The organism is Paenibacillus monticola (assembly GCF_009664975.1).
Lineage (GTDB): Bacteria > Bacillota > Bacilli > Paenibacillales > Paenibacillaceae > Paenibacillus_AQ > Paenibacillus_AQ monticola.
The window spans coordinates 924,810-938,419 of sequence record NZ_WJXB01000002.1 but is presented as its reverse complement, the minus strand read 5'-3'; the positions used below and the strand labels follow the sequence as shown (position 1 = coordinate 938,419).

Here is a 13,610-nt window from a genome sequence, read left to right as displayed (position 1 = left end):
AATCACATAAAAAGGGAGTACACCCGATCATGAGCAACAATATGAATAAGAGTATCAAAGGATTTCCAACCGATTTCTTATGGGGAGGCGCCACGGCAGCCAATCAATTAGAAGGCGCATTTGATGCTGACGGCAAGGGTTTGTCCAGTGCAGATATGGTTGCTTATATCCCAAAGGCAGAACGGACTAACGACCACGCTATTGAAATCAACTCGGAGCGTATTGAGCAAATACTGTCGGGAGAGTTCGAGGCCCGTTTTCCGAAACGGGAAGGCATCGATTTCTACCACCGCTATAAAGAGGATATTGCCTTGTTTGCCGAAATGGGCTTTAAAGTATTCCGCCTGTCCATTAACTGGGCGCGTATTTTCCCGAATGGTGATGATGCTAAACCAAATGAAGCTGGATTGCAATTCTATGATAATGTCTTTGACGAATTGCATAAATACGGAATTGAACCGCTGGTGACGCTGGCTCATTATGAAACTCCGCTTGGGCTAACGCAGAAATATAATGGCTGGGCCAGCCGCGAAGTCGTTGAATGTTTTACCACCTACGCACAAACCGTCTTCACACGCTATAAAGCTAAAGTGAAATATTGGATTACCTTTAACGAAATTAACATGATGACACTTAGTCCGTTTACCGGTGGCGGCGTTGTGATCGACCGTTCCGAGAACAAACTGCAAACGATCTATCAGGCCTTGCACCATCAATTTGTAGCTAGCGCCTTAGCGACTAAACTAGTTCATGAGATCATTCCTGGTTCACAAATGGGATGTATGCTGGCCCGCATGGAAAGCTATGCGAATACCTGTAATCCCGAGGATGTGCGGCTGAATCAACATGAGAACCAGCTGAATCTGTATTTTACAGATGTGCACTCTCGTGGCGAATATCCGCGATACATGGATCGCTACTTTGCGGACAATGATATCGTTATTCAGAAAGAGTTGGGTGACGATGAGATTTTGCGGGAGAATACAGTTGATTATGTGGCTTTCAGCTATTACATGACTTTAACGGTGTCCACAAACCCAGAGGGGGAACGAGCTCAAGGCAACCTGTTTGGTGGAGTGAAGAATCCGTACCTGAATGCTTCCGAATGGGGTTGGCAGATTGACCCAGTTGGTCTGCGCATTATGCTGAACACCATGTATGATCGTTACCGCAAACCGCTATTTATTGTGGAAAATGGTCTGGGTGCGTATGACAAAGTCGAAGCGGATGGTTCCATTCATGACACTTATCGGATTGACTACCATCGCCAACACATCAATCAGATGAAAGAGGCCATCATGGATGGGGTTGAGCTGATAGGCTACACTAGTTGGGGACCTATCGACCTAGTGAGCATGTCCACCTCCGAAATGTCCAAACGTTACGGGTTCATCTACGTTGATCTGGATGATGACGGCAATGGGACGCTGGCGCGTTCCAAGAAGGATTCTTTTGAGTGGTATAAAAAGGTTATCGCTAGCAATGGCGAGGAGCTGTAAACGATAAAGCTAGAGTATCCCTCTAGAAAAAGGGTAACCCACAGTCATTAAATCACATGACTGTTAGGTTACCCTTATTTAATGTAGCTTTGAGCCACCCGCCCTTTGCGCAGCAAAGCAGGGAGGCTCAAGGCGAGCTGATGATCCGTAGTCCCATTCGTCCACAATAACCGCGATGTTCCGCCAAGCTTCCATGTGTCCAGAGGGCGGAGCCCTTCTAGGCCCTCCCTTGGAAGGGAGGGTTTGGGAGGGATCGAAAGGGGTTATTCCATATAAATCTCCACCACTGCGATATTTCGGTCACGGGACAGGTCGAGGAACTTCCCACCGCTTTGCACTAGTGGACGGAACACATCGATTGGGTTGTTCAGCACAATTACACCCATGTCCCCGGTGCTCAATAATACGCGCTTGCCAATGAAGTTGGGCATTAAATGCTGGATAAAGGCCTGTACTGATTTTCCGTTAAGCTTGCCGAAGCTGAGATTGTGGATTTCACGCAGAACTGAAATCAGCTCCTGCTTGGACTGATAAACTCGCGGTGTTGTCATTGCACTGTATATATCAGCTATAGCAGCAATCTGGGCGTAAGGGTGGATCTCGGATGCAGTCAGTTTACCGGGGTAGCCGGAACCATCTTCACGTTCATGGTGCTGAAGGGCAACTAGAGCCGTATGTTTGTCATCCATGGAATTGCGGATAATCTCGTAACCGTATGTAGTATGGAGTTTAACTTCCTCAAACTCAAGTGAAGTTAACTTTCCTGGCTTGTTGAGTAGAGCGGGTGAAATTCGGCATTTACCAATGTCTATCAGATATCCGGATCGGCCAATTTCGTAGCATTCTCGTTTAGAATATCCGAGCCAAGTCGCTATATAATAAGAAAGCATGCCTACCTGCAAGGAGTGATTATAAGTATAATTATCCTCACGGTCAAGCAGCAACAACAAAGTGACGACATCTTTATGTTTGTCTAGTGATAGCAGTGTGGGCTGAAGCACGTCATCAACCAGCGATTGATTAAAGCGTCCTTCAGTCAACGCCTCCATATATACAGATTCAAAACCGTCGATCATCGTGTCAAAATTCCCGGTCACGGCTTTAATGATAGATGCTCTTCTTGTGGGGGGAGGTTCTTCAGTGACTACCTCGATATCAACATAGTCTACGCTGTGTTGCATCAACTTGGCAATTTCTTCTATCCGAAGCTTTGTACCTTTAGCTAATACGTGAAGTCCTCTGGAACTAAAGGTATCTTCTCCCAAGAAATGACCGGGTTTTAGATCCGTGACGTGTACTCTCAATGCCTATGCCACCTTATCTATCGATTTTTTTCAGCATAGCAACAAAGCTGGAATTATTCAATGATCAAAGAGTAGTTGATGATATATTTTCGAAAGCAGCAGCCAACGGATCAGAGCCTAACCATTGTTGCTCCGATTCATTAATGTCCTTTTTCCAGACGGGGACGGCCTGTTTCAGCATTTCAATCGCCAACCGACTAGCTTCATAACAAAGTTCGCGATGAGCAGCAGATACAGCAATGATAACGCTAGCTTCCTTTAGTCCCACATAGCCTATGCGATGAGAAATCGCACAATGAGCGTTCCAGCGCTTCTGAACTTCGTTGCCGATCTCCTGAAGTTTGCTCAGGGCCATGGGAATATAAGCTTCATAAAAGAGTGCGGTTGTACGCCGTCCTTCCGTCATCTCACGTGTCGTTCCAACAAATAGTAGTGAGGCTCCGTGATCAGCATCTAGTACTTTATCCAGAAGCTTCTCAGCGACTAAAGGTTGATCCGTAATCATGTAAAGACCGTTGGGTGTACTCTCGGTTACAGAACCGGTTTCGCCCCCGGAAACGGGAGGGATAAGCGCAACTTCTGCTGCTGCGGAGATGGGTGAATCATCTGGGGCGTATTCCCGATCAATGGCAACCAAAGAAACCGCAATTTGGGGGGCTGCATCCGGATAGGAGGCTGAGAGAAGTTCCTTTAATTTACCCGCCGTTAGAGTATCCTCCGCTACATCAAACGACAGTGAAGAGGAACCGATAACTTCGGCCAATCCAGCGAATAGACGGATTGTAATTTGCATACTTATTCACCTCGCAATTAATATAATAATGATTCCAATATACCATATTAAGCTTGAAAATGTTATGCTAGGCTTTATAAGATCACGTGCCAGCTGCTTCAATAATGAGTGGCCTTACTGGTGGGAGGGATGTTGCTATGATGCCCGTGCCGCAAAGATTAACCATACTTCATACCAATGATATACATAGCCATTTTGAAATGATGAGCCCTTTGGCAGCAGTGATTGCCGCACAGAAGGCCGTAGCGGGAGAAGAGCCCTTGCTGCTGCTGGATGTGGGTGACCATATGGATCGGGCTGCAGTAGAGACAGAAGGTACCATGGGTCAGGCGAATATCGATGTGATGAACCTGACAGGGTATGATGCCGTCACTATCGGGAATAACGAAGGACTAACCTTCTCTCCGGAGATACTGAGTGCTATCTTCACAGGTTTGCAATGCCCTGTAGTTTGTTGTAATTTTGTGGAGAGTTCAACAGGAGAACCTCCATCTTGGATGAAACGTCATGCTATTCTGGAGAAGGATGGACTTCGAATTGGAGTGACCGGAGCCACAGCAGCATTCACAGCGTTCTATTCACTCTTGGGATGGGATGCCTTGGACCCTGAGACTGCACTCCGTGAACAATGTCTTCTGCTGGCTCCGCAGGTGGACGTTCTGATTATTTTATCTCATCTTGGGCTTCCAGCAGACCAACTGCTGGCTGAGAGACTAGATGGGGTGCATGCTATACTCGGGGGTCATACTCATCATTTGCTGGAGGAACCGTTAATGATTAACGGTACAGCTGTATGTGGTGCCGGGAAATTCGGACGATATGTCGGCCGGCTTGTTTTTGAACGATCGGGAGACGAAGCGGGCTTTAAGCTGATAACAGGTGAATGTATTCCTATTGATCCCACACTTTCCGAAGTGAGCATTGGTCCTGCTGTTGATGTTCATCTGAAGCATGCCCAAGAAGTATTGCGGGAGACAGTTGCAATAACCGACCGGGAGCTGCCGATAAATCTGCAAGGAGAATCACCCTTTGGCAATTTGTTGGCACAGGCAGTACGCCGCTTTACAGGAAGCTCGCTGTCTCTGGTGAATACAGGTCAGTTATTAGGTTCATTGCCAGCAGGAGAGATCACTTCCGGGATGCTGCATGCTCTATGTCCTTCGCCGATTAACTCATGTGTAGTAAAGCTGGCGGGACGAGATATTCGTACAGCTCTGGAACAAAGCCTTACCGAAGAATTTCGCAATAAGGCAATTTATGGATATGGTTTTCGAGGTCATCAGCTGGGCAGTTTGGCAGTAGATGGCATGAAAATATTGTACGATCCCTTAAAAATGCCGTATGATAGCGGTATTGCATTTTTTGTCGAAGGAGAGCTTCTGGATGACAATCGCGAGTATAATGTCGGGACGCTAGACATGTTCACTTTTGGCGCTGGATATGAGACGATTATGAATGGAAAGGATGCCTTGTTTTTGTTACCCCATTTCCTACGCGATCTGTTGCAGATGGAACTGCAACGTCCTGGAAGTCTAGACGAATGCGTGATCACCCGCTGGGAGAGCAACTTCCCATAAGCAACGTATTTATCTCTAAGTGTACATTTGAGAATCAGCTTGCCGCATTTTAATTCCCACAGATCAGGAGGATTTTATGGACACTATTACAGCAATAATTCTGGCGATTGTTGAAGGTATCACCGAGTTTATCCCGGTTTCTTCCACAGGACATATGATTTTAACGGCCCAACTCTTAGGTTTTTCAGATCAGACACCGATAATGAAGACTTATGAAATTGTAATTCAACTGGGTGCGATTCTAGCCATTGCACTAGTCTACCGCCAGCGTATACTCAATTTACTCGGTATAGGACGAAACCGCCAGGTCAGAGGTGGTGTAATGCCGACTTCCCGCTTGAATCTGATCCATGTGATTCTCGGGATAGCCCCAGCACTTCTGGTAGCCTTCTTCGCTCGTGATTTTATTAAAAGTCTTTTTGGGGCTACTACAGTACTTTGGGCTCTTGTTGCCGGCGGGATATTAATGATCATCGCTGAATGGGTAAACAAACGCAAGATTCGTGTCACTGCGCATGAGCTTGACGATTTATCCTATGGGCAGGCGCTGGCTATCGGCTTTTATCAGATTATTTCAGTGTTATGGCCTGGATTCTCACGTTCAGGATCTACAATCTCAGGCGGTATGCTGAGCGGAGTCAGCTATAAGGCTTCAGCGGATTTTTCCTTTCTCATCGCGATTCCGATTATGTGTGCTGCTTCGGGTTATGAGCTGCTGGATTCCTACCGTTACTTCACGAGTGAGACCATTACATACTTTGTAATTGGATTTCTGGTTTCTTTTGTAGTAGCCTATATTGTGGTGATTTTATTTATGAAATGGATTCAAAAAATCAGACTGACCCATTTCGCAATTTATCGATTTATTCTAGCGGCTCTGTTCTGGTTGTTAGTTATGCGTTAATACCATTTAGTGATAATGGCACGGAATCAGAGTTGTTCTTGAGGAGAGCTTGCCTGTTCTCTTGAGGTAACGGTATAGACAAAGTGTGTAACCCAGGGAGTTCAAGACAGAATAGCAATTTACCGTTAAAGGCAGGAGTGAGCCAAGGTGCGATTAGTATCCGTGAATCGGCTTCAGGCGGGAATGAAGCTGGGCAAAAAAATATATAATGATGAAGGATTGATTCTGCTCGCAGATGGTGTGGAGCTGAGTGATCCGCTGATCAAACGTTTGGCTAAGCTCGATATCGGCTACATCTACATTGAGGATTCGTTCACGGAAGACGTTATTATTTCTGGAATGCTGCAGGACGAAACGCGCAACCAGGCGCTTAAAGTGATCAGAAACCAGTTTCAGCAAATGTCCGGTGCTTCCGGCATTACTAAGGGTTTTTATCATTTGGATAAAAAGTTCTCCAAGCTTATGGACAATATATTGGATGATATGTCTTTACAGGAAGATCCGATGATAATGCTGCTAGATATGCATACGACGGACAACTATCTGTATGTTCATTCACTGAATGTATGTCTGTATACACTTGTGCTGGCCATAGCTCACGGCTACAGCAAAGAGGAACTCAGAGTGATAGGATTGGGCGCTCTGCTGCATGATATTGGTAAAACGCAGATTCCGATCAAAATCGTACAGAAGCCGGGACTGCTCAGCGAAGAGGAATTTCGTCACATGCAGGCTCATACGGAGATCGGCTACCGGATTCTCAAGGAGGAACCCAATATCCCACTGCTCGCTGCGCATTGCGCCTTCCAGCATCATGAGCGCATTGACGGCTCCGGCTATCCACGCGGCCTGACCGGGCCGCAAATTCATGAATATGCCAAGTGGCTTGGAGTGGCAGACTCTTATGACGCTATGACCTCGAACCGAATATACAAAAAAGCGATGCTGCCACATCAGGCAGTAGAGGCGCTTTATGTAGGATCTGGAACGCTTTATGAGCAAAAGCAGCTTGAACTATTTAGAGATCGCGTGGCGATCTATCCATTAGGTCTTACAGTGACTCTTAGTACTGGAGAGAGTGGAGTTGTGGTCAAGATAGATCCCAGTACACCACACCGACCAGTTGTGCGTATCTTTAAAGGTGCTGAAGGTGAGGAAGTTGTTCCGTTCGAGCGGGATCTGAGCAAGGCGCTTTCCGTTGTCATCGTTGATGTGGCAGATCAAGGAGAACCTGTTCATAATCCGACATGAATATCATTATTGCAGCACGCAGCGTGGAGAGACAATCAGGTGAACCGCTATTATCGCGGGACTTGATTTCATTCGCGCTGTTTTCTGTTTTTTGCAGAAATAAGAATCAGAGTTGTCCTGAACACATAGAAATGCAGTTTTTTGGCTTGACGTGGTATGATATAGGGTAAGTCAACGTTCGTTCAGGACTATTTTGGGTTAATAATAAGGAATGAGTTAAGGAATAAGCTTTGAAGGAGTAATTACTAATGAATGTATTTAGATCATCACCAATAAAGGAGCTGTCGCCAAGCTACGATCCATGGGATCCGATTACTTCTCTCCGCGAGCAAGGGAGACATGTACTGACAAGTGTGGAGATGACAGTTACAAATTTATGTAATATGCGGTGTGAGCACTGTGCTGTAGGTGATGCTCTGACTGCTAAAGAAGGAGAAATGCTGCCGCTTAAGCAAATGCTTGACCGCTTGGAGGAAGTGGAGCATCTTCAGACGATTAGTATCACAGGCGGAGAGCCGATGTTCCGGGCTGAAACCGTGAAGAATATGATAGTTCCGCTGTTGAAATACGCCAAGGAGCGCGGTGTGAAATCACAGATTAACTCCAATTTGACGATGCCATATTCTCGCTACGAGTTGCTGCTTCCCTATCTGGACGTTATGCATATCTCATTCAATTATGTGAACGGTGACGATTTTCATGAGGTAGGCTTTGCCAACAGCGGTCATCCAGTGTCTAAGCCCGCTGCGTACCGATTGTATGACACCATGATCGAGAATTCCCGTCGCTTAAGTAGCGATGGAATGTTCATTTCTGCCGAAACCATGATTAACTATCGTACGCATACCAAACTGCCGGAGATTCACCAACTGATTCGTAACATGGGAGCCAAGCGGCATGAGGTACATCCGATGTATGCTACCAGCTTTGCTTCGGCACTGCCGGTGCTCTCGTTATCGGAAATGGCTGCCGCCATTCATAATCTGCTGGATAACCGTGATCCGGAAATGTGGATGCTGTTCGGAACGCTTCCTTTCTTTGCCTGCAGCTCATTAGAAGAGGATCAGTCGCTGCTGCGCAGATTACGGACCGAGCAGAACGTTACGCTTCGCAATGATCCAGATGGTCGGAACCGAGTGAACGTAAACCTGTTTACAGGGGATGTCTTTGTTACAGATTTTGCTGATATTGCCGCTTTTGGTAACATTGCAAGCCGTAAGCTGGATGACATATTTGTAGAGTGGCAGACTAAACATCCCCTTAATCAGAAGGTGAATTGTCACTGTGACGCAGCTAGCTGTTGTGGGCCTAATCTTTTGGTGGCAGATATGTATTACCCGAATGTTGATTTTAAAGCAAGAAAAGCGATCACTCTGTAGAAATGGGGCGTTATTATAGTGCATACGGAATTTGAAGTAGGAAGATTGCTGCTTAATCTTTTGCTGGTTCTGGTGCTCGTGTTATTGAACGGTATCTTTGTGGCGGCGGAGTTCTCTTTGGTTAAGGTTAGGCAGTCTCGGTTGACACAATTGGTCAGCGAAGGCAACAAAATGGCTGGTTACGCATTAAAGGTAAATAAAAGATTGGATTCTTATTTATCTGCTACACAGTTTGGGATTACCTTGGCTTCACTTGGACTGGGCTGGGTTGGGGAGCCCGCCATTTCGGAGCTGCTGGTTGAACCGTTAATGTACAATTTTGGGGTCACCGACTCTACAGTGATTGCGACTGTATCTGTTATTATCGGATTTTCGATTATTACTTTTCTACATATAGTGCTGGGGGAGCTTGCACCGAAGTCCCTGGCTATTCAAAAAACTGAAGGCACCGCGCTGGTGTTATCCGCACCGCTGATGTTCTTCTATAATGTGTTTATGCCTTTTATCTGGGTACTTAACGCATCGGCGAACGCACTGTTGCGACTGGTAGGTGTCGAGCCTGCGAATGAAGCCGAAGCGGCTCACTCTGAGGAAGAAATCCGTATTTTGATGAATCAGAGCGCCAAGAGCGGGGTCATCGACAAAGATGAAATGAAGCTCATGGACAATATTTTTGAATTCTCCGATCTGCTGGCCCGGGAAGTCATGCTTCCGCGTACGGATATGGACGTGTTATACAGTAACCTTACGTTGGAAGAGAATATGAATATCATCATCGAAACAAAGCATTCTCGCTATCCGGTTGCTCTGGAGGATAAGGACCGGATTATCGGCTTTATTCATATTACAGACCTGTTATTTGCGCCACCTGAGCAACAGAATGATCTAAAGACACTCGTTCGCCCTATTCTCAATGTGCCGGAGTCCATGGAGATTAGCCATGTGCTGCGGTTAATGCAGAAGAATAAAGCCCAGCTCACTCTTGTTGTAGATGAATATGGCGGTACCGCCGGCCTGCTGACAGTGGAAGAAATCATGGAAGAGATTGTTGGCGATTTGCATGATGAATTCGAGAATGAACGACCAAGCGTGGAACGTAATGGTGAATACATTTCTGTGGAAGGCCGTATGCTGATTGAGGATGTCAACAATATCACAGGTGTAGTTATTGAGGATGAGGAAGTAGATTCGATCGGTGGCTGGCTGTTCAAGGAGTTGGAGGGCAATCCTGCCAAAGGAAAACGAGTTATCGTTGGAAATGTTATTTTTGAAGTAGAAGAATCAACAAGACTACGGATTACGAGAATTAATATTCATCGTGAGCCACCTGTCCGGGTAGAAGATAACTCTTCAGAGACGGATGAGGATTAAGATTGCATATAGGTTTTACACGAATCAACCTTACCTTAGGAGAGCGAGTGTCGCTCTTGCAGGGTAAGGTTTTTTTTGCGTCATCCGTCTTAATCTTTGGGCACCCATCATAAATTAGTTATAAAGGATAAGGTTCAGAATAACGGCTACCGAAGCAGTTATCTTGAACCACTAGGAGGATGTAACTTTGAATTCACAAGAACGTGTGTACACACCGTATAGGGGGCCGTTTGATCCCTGCCCGCCTGTACCGTTCAAGACGTTTGTTGTACCCCCTAATCAATTCATCACTTTTCAGCCGCCCGATCTGCAGCAGTTTAGTTTACCTGAAGCATTGAGAGCGGGTACGCTCTGGCCGGCGCTGTTCAGTCCGTATGAGTCCAAGTGTAGAGGAGAGAACTAGGTTATGGAGGCAAACCCTTGCGAGCCCCGTTATTATGAGATGCTGGAACAGCTGCAGATTCTAGACTTCGCCCTAGTTGAGCTCAATCTGTACCTGAATACTCATCCAGAGGATTTAAGAAGTATTCAACAGTTCAACCAACTAACCCAGGAGCGCACTCGCTTAGCGAAGCAGTTTCAAGAGCTGTACGGACCCCTGCAGAACTTCGGCCGAGCGTATTCCAAATGTCCGTGGGAATGGAACCAGAGTCCTTGGCCCTGGCAGGTGTGAAAAAGCTATATTGTTGAACGTTAATCGTTTACCGGTGAGTATTGCCCACTACTTAAGATCTGAGGAGGGGAAGTTCCTGAATGTGGATATATGAGAAAAAGCTGCAATATCCGGTGCGTGTCAGCAAATGCGATGTCCGGATGGCGCGTTATTTGATGGAGCAATATGGAGGTGCGGACGGCGAACTGGCAGCCGCGCTGCGCTATATGAACCAGAGATATAGTATACCGGACAAGGTGATCGGTGTATTAAATGATATCTCAACTGAGGAGTTCGCCCATCTTGAGATGATTGCGACCATGATCTATAAGTTGACCAAGGACGCCACGATTGAGCAACTGGAGGCCGCAGGACTCGGCCCGAATTATGCGACGCGCGATCATGCACTGTTCTATAACAACGCCGCTGGGGTTCCGTTTACAGCTACCTATATCGCAGCCAAAGGCGATCCGCTGGCTGATTTATATGAGGACATCGCCGCAGAGGAGAAGGCCCGGGCTACATATCAGTGGTTGATTGACATGACGGATGACGTAGATCTGCAGGACAGCCTGAAGTTCCTGCGGGAGCGGGAGATTATTCATGCGATTCGGTTTAAAGAGTCGGTGCAGATTTTGATTGAGGATCGGGAGAAGAAGAAGGTATTCTGAGGAAAGCTCCTAAATAAAAAAGAGCAGCCAACCGGGCAATGTCATTAAGTTAAAGCGCAGGGCCAAAATTCAAAAAAAAGAGCAGGTTATCGAAAAGATAACCCGCTCTTTTTTCGCACGAAAAAATAGAACTTGACATGCAGATGGAAGCGTGTGTGGCGAAGCCCCTTGAAAAACTAGGAGTTTACACGCGAATGAATGAGTACGCGAATTCGCTAAAAGAAACGCTGACATCCCCTCATACGAGAGATGTCAGCCGCACCCGCACCTTTTGTCAAGAATCCTGAAAGAGATTTTACCCGAAAAAAAAAGCTGCCCTCTGAAACGGTCATGCAACTCCTGATTTCCATGGGAGGAAACAGCCTATACAAGGAACTCTTGGAATCGCAGGGGTATGACGTAAACACCGCAACCACTTCTGCTTTTGTTCAGCAGAGGAATAAAATCCTGCCGCCCTGCCATGGAGTTCTTGTTTCACAAATTTACGCAATCTTATACGGATATCAGGGGCTACCGAGGCTATCGATTACTTGCTATTGACGGTTCGGATTTACATATCGCAACGGACCGTGCGGACACGGACACCTATTTTCAAAGTCAAGCGAACATGAAAGGCTACAACCTGCTACATTTGAATGCAGCCTATGACTTATGCAACAGACTTTACGTGGATGCCATTGTTCAGCCACGAAGGTTGTGCAACGAGGGAAAGGCGCTGGCTGCTATGGTTGACCGTTCCCCGATCCAAGGCAAAACCATTGTTATAGCCGATCGGGGTTATGAAAGTTACAACAATTTCGCGCATATGGAACGCAAAGGGTGGAACTACGCATTCGGGTAAAGGATTTGGATTCCAGTGGTATTCTTTCGGGCTTACGTTTGCCCTCTAGCGGAGCGTTTGATATGGACGTTCATCTGACACTCACCAAAAAACAAACCAAAGAGGTCAAGGCTTACCCCGAGATTTACAAGTTCATCTCTTCTAAGGCTACCTTTGATTTTTTGGATTTACATGAATACGTGTTTTACCCGATTTCCTTTCGGGTTGTTCGTTTCGTCCTGCCGGGCGGCACTTATGAAACGGTCATCACGACAAAAAGACGAGAGTCCATCACCCAAGAGATTTTCGCAAGAATGCTCATGTACAATTTCGCTGAAATGATGACCTCGCACGTCGTCATTTCCCAAATGGATAAACGGCACCCCTACCAAGTCAACTTCACGGTTGCCGTTCATGTTTGTAGACATTTCCTGCGCTCACGGGATGATGAACCCCCGCCCGATGTAGAAGCACTGATCCGCAAAAACATTTTGCCGATTCGACCCATTCGCCCAAGGCAACAGAATATGCGCAAAATCCGGGAAATCAGCCGTTAGCTTCGTCTACAGAGTAGCATAATTCAGTTCATATGAACATTTTTTTAAGCGGATATTCCATCCGCTTGGTTTGCTGTACACTTTTTTCCATGTTTGCACCAAAAAAACAAACGGCACAGGGCTTTTCCACAAGCCGTTTCGAATTCATTTTTATTCCCAGTCTTGTCTTGAGCTTATCTTAATGAGAATGGCCAACCGGGCTGCTCTTTTTTATTTAGAGGCATCCCAAACCTCCATCAATTTAGTAACGGCTGCATTAATGACCTCAAACGGGATTCCATCCCGGGCTTCTGTTGATATCCCTTCAAGGAATGTATTGAAGAATGTGGTTAACATAGTTTTATCTGTAGTTTCGCTGAGTTCTCCATCCCTTACAGCGCGCTCAATACAAGCGTGAATTTTCTCCCTTGTCGAAGTCCTTTCCTTGGTCAATAGATCACGAATATGGGCGTTATCCGGAGAACAGGTGCTGGCAGACAGAACGACTAGACAACCCAAGGGATGCGACTCTCCGGTCTGCATTTTTGCTGAACTTCTTAAGGTTAATTCTATGGCTGTCCGTGGTGGAAGAGAGAGATTCGTCAGATTTGCCGATACTTGTCCAAAGGTAGCTAAATATCGTGCCAGCACTTCTTTGAACAGTGCATCTTTAGATTCAAACGCCGCATAAAAGCTGGCAGAGGAAATTCCGCCCATCGCTTTTTTCAGCTCCGATAAAGAGGTAGAGTCAAATCCGTATTCCCAAAATAACATCATTGCTGAAGCGACTGCTTCTTCACGATTAAATTGGCGTGGCCGTCCTGTTCTAACCATAGAGTAAGCTCCTTTCATT

14 protein-coding genes are annotated in these 13,610 nt (G+C 46.2%); 11 read left to right on the top strand and 3 right to left on the bottom strand.

Going from position 1 to position 13,610, the window contains the following annotated elements; translation table 11 throughout:
- Window positions 1-41: 41 nt before the first annotated feature.
- Window positions 42-1,499, top strand: a complete 1,458-nt coding sequence (locus GJB61_RS08705) for a glycoside hydrolase family 1 protein (protein ID WP_154118203.1) — start codon at window positions 42-44, stop codon at window positions 1,497-1,499.
- A gap of 263 nt (window positions 1,500-1,762) precedes the next feature.
- Here GJB61_RS08705 and GJB61_RS08700 read toward each other — a convergent pair whose 3' ends face one another.
- Together GJB61_RS08700 and GJB61_RS08695 are read right to left on the bottom strand one after the other, a co-directional pair.
- Entirely contained in the window at window positions 1,763-2,803 is a 1,041-nt protein-coding gene (locus GJB61_RS08700; protein ID WP_154118048.1) for an HD-GYP domain-containing protein, read from the bottom strand.
- Between the two features lie 64 nt (window positions 2,804-2,867).
- On the bottom strand, window positions 2,868-3,596 hold the full coding sequence (locus GJB61_RS08695; protein WP_154118047.1) for a molybdenum cofactor biosynthesis protein: 729 nt from the start codon (window positions 3,594-3,596) through the stop codon (window positions 2,868-2,870).
- Between the two features lie 140 nt (window positions 3,597-3,736).
- Here GJB61_RS08695 and GJB61_RS08690 point away from each other — a divergent pair, with 140 nt between their 5' ends.
- The 10 genes from GJB61_RS08690 to GJB61_RS08645 all read left to right on the top strand — a co-directional run bounded on the left by GJB61_RS08690 (window position 3,737) and on the right by GJB61_RS08645 (window position 12,778).
- Window positions 3,737-5,173, top strand: coding sequence for a bifunctional metallophosphatase/5'-nucleotidase (locus tag GJB61_RS08690; RefSeq protein ID WP_154118202.1), 1,437 nt, complete (start codon window positions 3,737-3,739; stop codon window positions 5,171-5,173).
- A gap of 76 nt (window positions 5,174-5,249) precedes the next feature.
- Window positions 5,250-6,077 carry an undecaprenyl-diphosphate phosphatase gene (locus GJB61_RS08685; RefSeq protein WP_154118046.1) on the top strand — a complete coding sequence of 276 codons (828 nt, stop codon included), beginning with the start codon at window positions 5,250-5,252 and terminating at the stop codon, window positions 6,075-6,077.
- Between the two features lie 147 nt (window positions 6,078-6,224).
- Window positions 6,225-7,328 carry an HD-GYP domain-containing protein gene (locus tag GJB61_RS08680; protein ID WP_338115716.1) on the top strand — a complete coding sequence of 368 codons (1,104 nt, stop codon included), beginning with the start codon at window positions 6,225-6,227 and terminating at the stop codon, window positions 7,326-7,328.
- Window positions 7,329-7,576: 248 nt separating this feature from the next.
- Window positions 7,577-8,707, top strand: coding sequence for a radical SAM/CxCxxxxC motif protein YfkAB (yfkAB, locus tag GJB61_RS08675; protein WP_154118045.1), 1,131 nt, complete (start codon window positions 7,577-7,579; stop codon window positions 8,705-8,707).
- Between the two features lie 18 nt (window positions 8,708-8,725).
- Window positions 8,726-10,078: a hemolysin family protein gene (locus tag GJB61_RS08670; RefSeq protein ID WP_420819732.1), complete on the top strand. Its 1,353-nt coding sequence runs from the start codon at window positions 8,726-8,728 to the stop codon at window positions 10,076-10,078.
- A gap of 187 nt (window positions 10,079-10,265) precedes the next feature.
- The gene (locus GJB61_RS08665; protein WP_154118044.1) at window positions 10,266-10,481 is read left to right on the top strand and encodes a spore coat associated protein CotJA; all 216 of its coding nucleotides are present in this window, start codon (window positions 10,266-10,268) and stop codon (window positions 10,479-10,481) included.
- A 3-nt stretch (window positions 10,482-10,484) separates the two neighbouring features.
- Window positions 10,485-10,751 carry a spore coat protein CotJB gene (locus GJB61_RS08660; protein WP_154118043.1) on the top strand — a complete coding sequence of 89 codons (267 nt, stop codon included), beginning with the start codon at window positions 10,485-10,487 and terminating at the stop codon, window positions 10,749-10,751.
- An 80-nt stretch (window positions 10,752-10,831) separates the two neighbouring features.
- Complete coding sequence (locus GJB61_RS08655) at window positions 10,832-11,401, top strand: manganese catalase family protein (RefSeq protein WP_154118042.1); 570 nt, start codon at window positions 10,832-10,834, stop codon at window positions 11,399-11,401.
- Window positions 11,402-11,861: 460 nt separating this feature from the next.
- Window positions 11,862-12,242, top strand: coding sequence for a transposase (locus tag GJB61_RS08650; protein WP_154118041.1), 381 nt, complete (start codon window positions 11,862-11,864; stop codon window positions 12,240-12,242).
- Window positions 12,243-12,304: 62 nt separating this feature from the next.
- Entirely contained in the window at window positions 12,305-12,778 is a 474-nt protein-coding gene (locus GJB61_RS08645) for a hypothetical protein (protein WP_229521541.1), read from the top strand.
- Window positions 12,779-12,988: 210 nt separating this feature from the next.
- Here GJB61_RS08645 and GJB61_RS08640 read toward each other — a convergent pair whose 3' ends face one another.
- Window positions 12,989-13,591: a TetR/AcrR family transcriptional regulator gene (locus tag GJB61_RS08640; protein ID WP_154118039.1), complete on the bottom strand. Its 603-nt coding sequence runs from the start codon at window positions 13,589-13,591 to the stop codon at window positions 12,989-12,991.
- Window positions 13,592-13,610: the final 19 nt, after the last annotated feature.

Coding starts and splice junctions, on each gene's coding strand:
- GJB61_RS08705 (WP_154118203.1), top strand. CDS start 42: ATGAATAAGAGTATCAAAGGATTTCCAACCGATTTCTTATGGGGAGGC.
- GJB61_RS08645 (WP_229521541.1), top strand. CDS start 12,305: ATGGACGTTCATCTGACACTCACCAAAAAACAAACCAAAGAGGTCAAG.
- GJB61_RS08660 (WP_154118043.1), top strand. CDS start 10,485: ATGGAGGCAAACCCTTGCGAGCCCCGTTATTATGAGATGCTGGAACAG.
- GJB61_RS08685 (WP_154118046.1), top strand. CDS start 5,250: ATGGACACTATTACAGCAATAATTCTGGCGATTGTTGAAGGTATCACC.
- GJB61_RS08650 (WP_154118041.1), top strand. CDS start 11,862: ATGGAGTTCTTGTTTCACAAATTTACGCAATCTTATACGGATATCAGG.
- GJB61_RS08690 (WP_154118202.1), top strand. CDS start 3,737: ATGCCCGTGCCGCAAAGATTAACCATACTTCATACCAATGATATACAT.
- GJB61_RS08640 (WP_154118039.1), bottom strand. CDS start 13,591: ATGGTTAGAACAGGACGGCCACGCCAATTTAATCGTGAAGAAGCAGTC.
- GJB61_RS08695 (WP_154118047.1), bottom strand. CDS start 3,596: ATGCAAATTACAATCCGTCTATTCGCTGGATTGGCCGAAGTTATCGGT.
- yfkAB (WP_154118045.1), top strand. CDS start 7,577: ATGAATGTATTTAGATCATCACCAATAAAGGAGCTGTCGCCAAGCTAC.
- GJB61_RS08655 (WP_154118042.1), top strand. CDS start 10,832: ATGTGGATATATGAGAAAAAGCTGCAATATCCGGTGCGTGTCAGCAAA.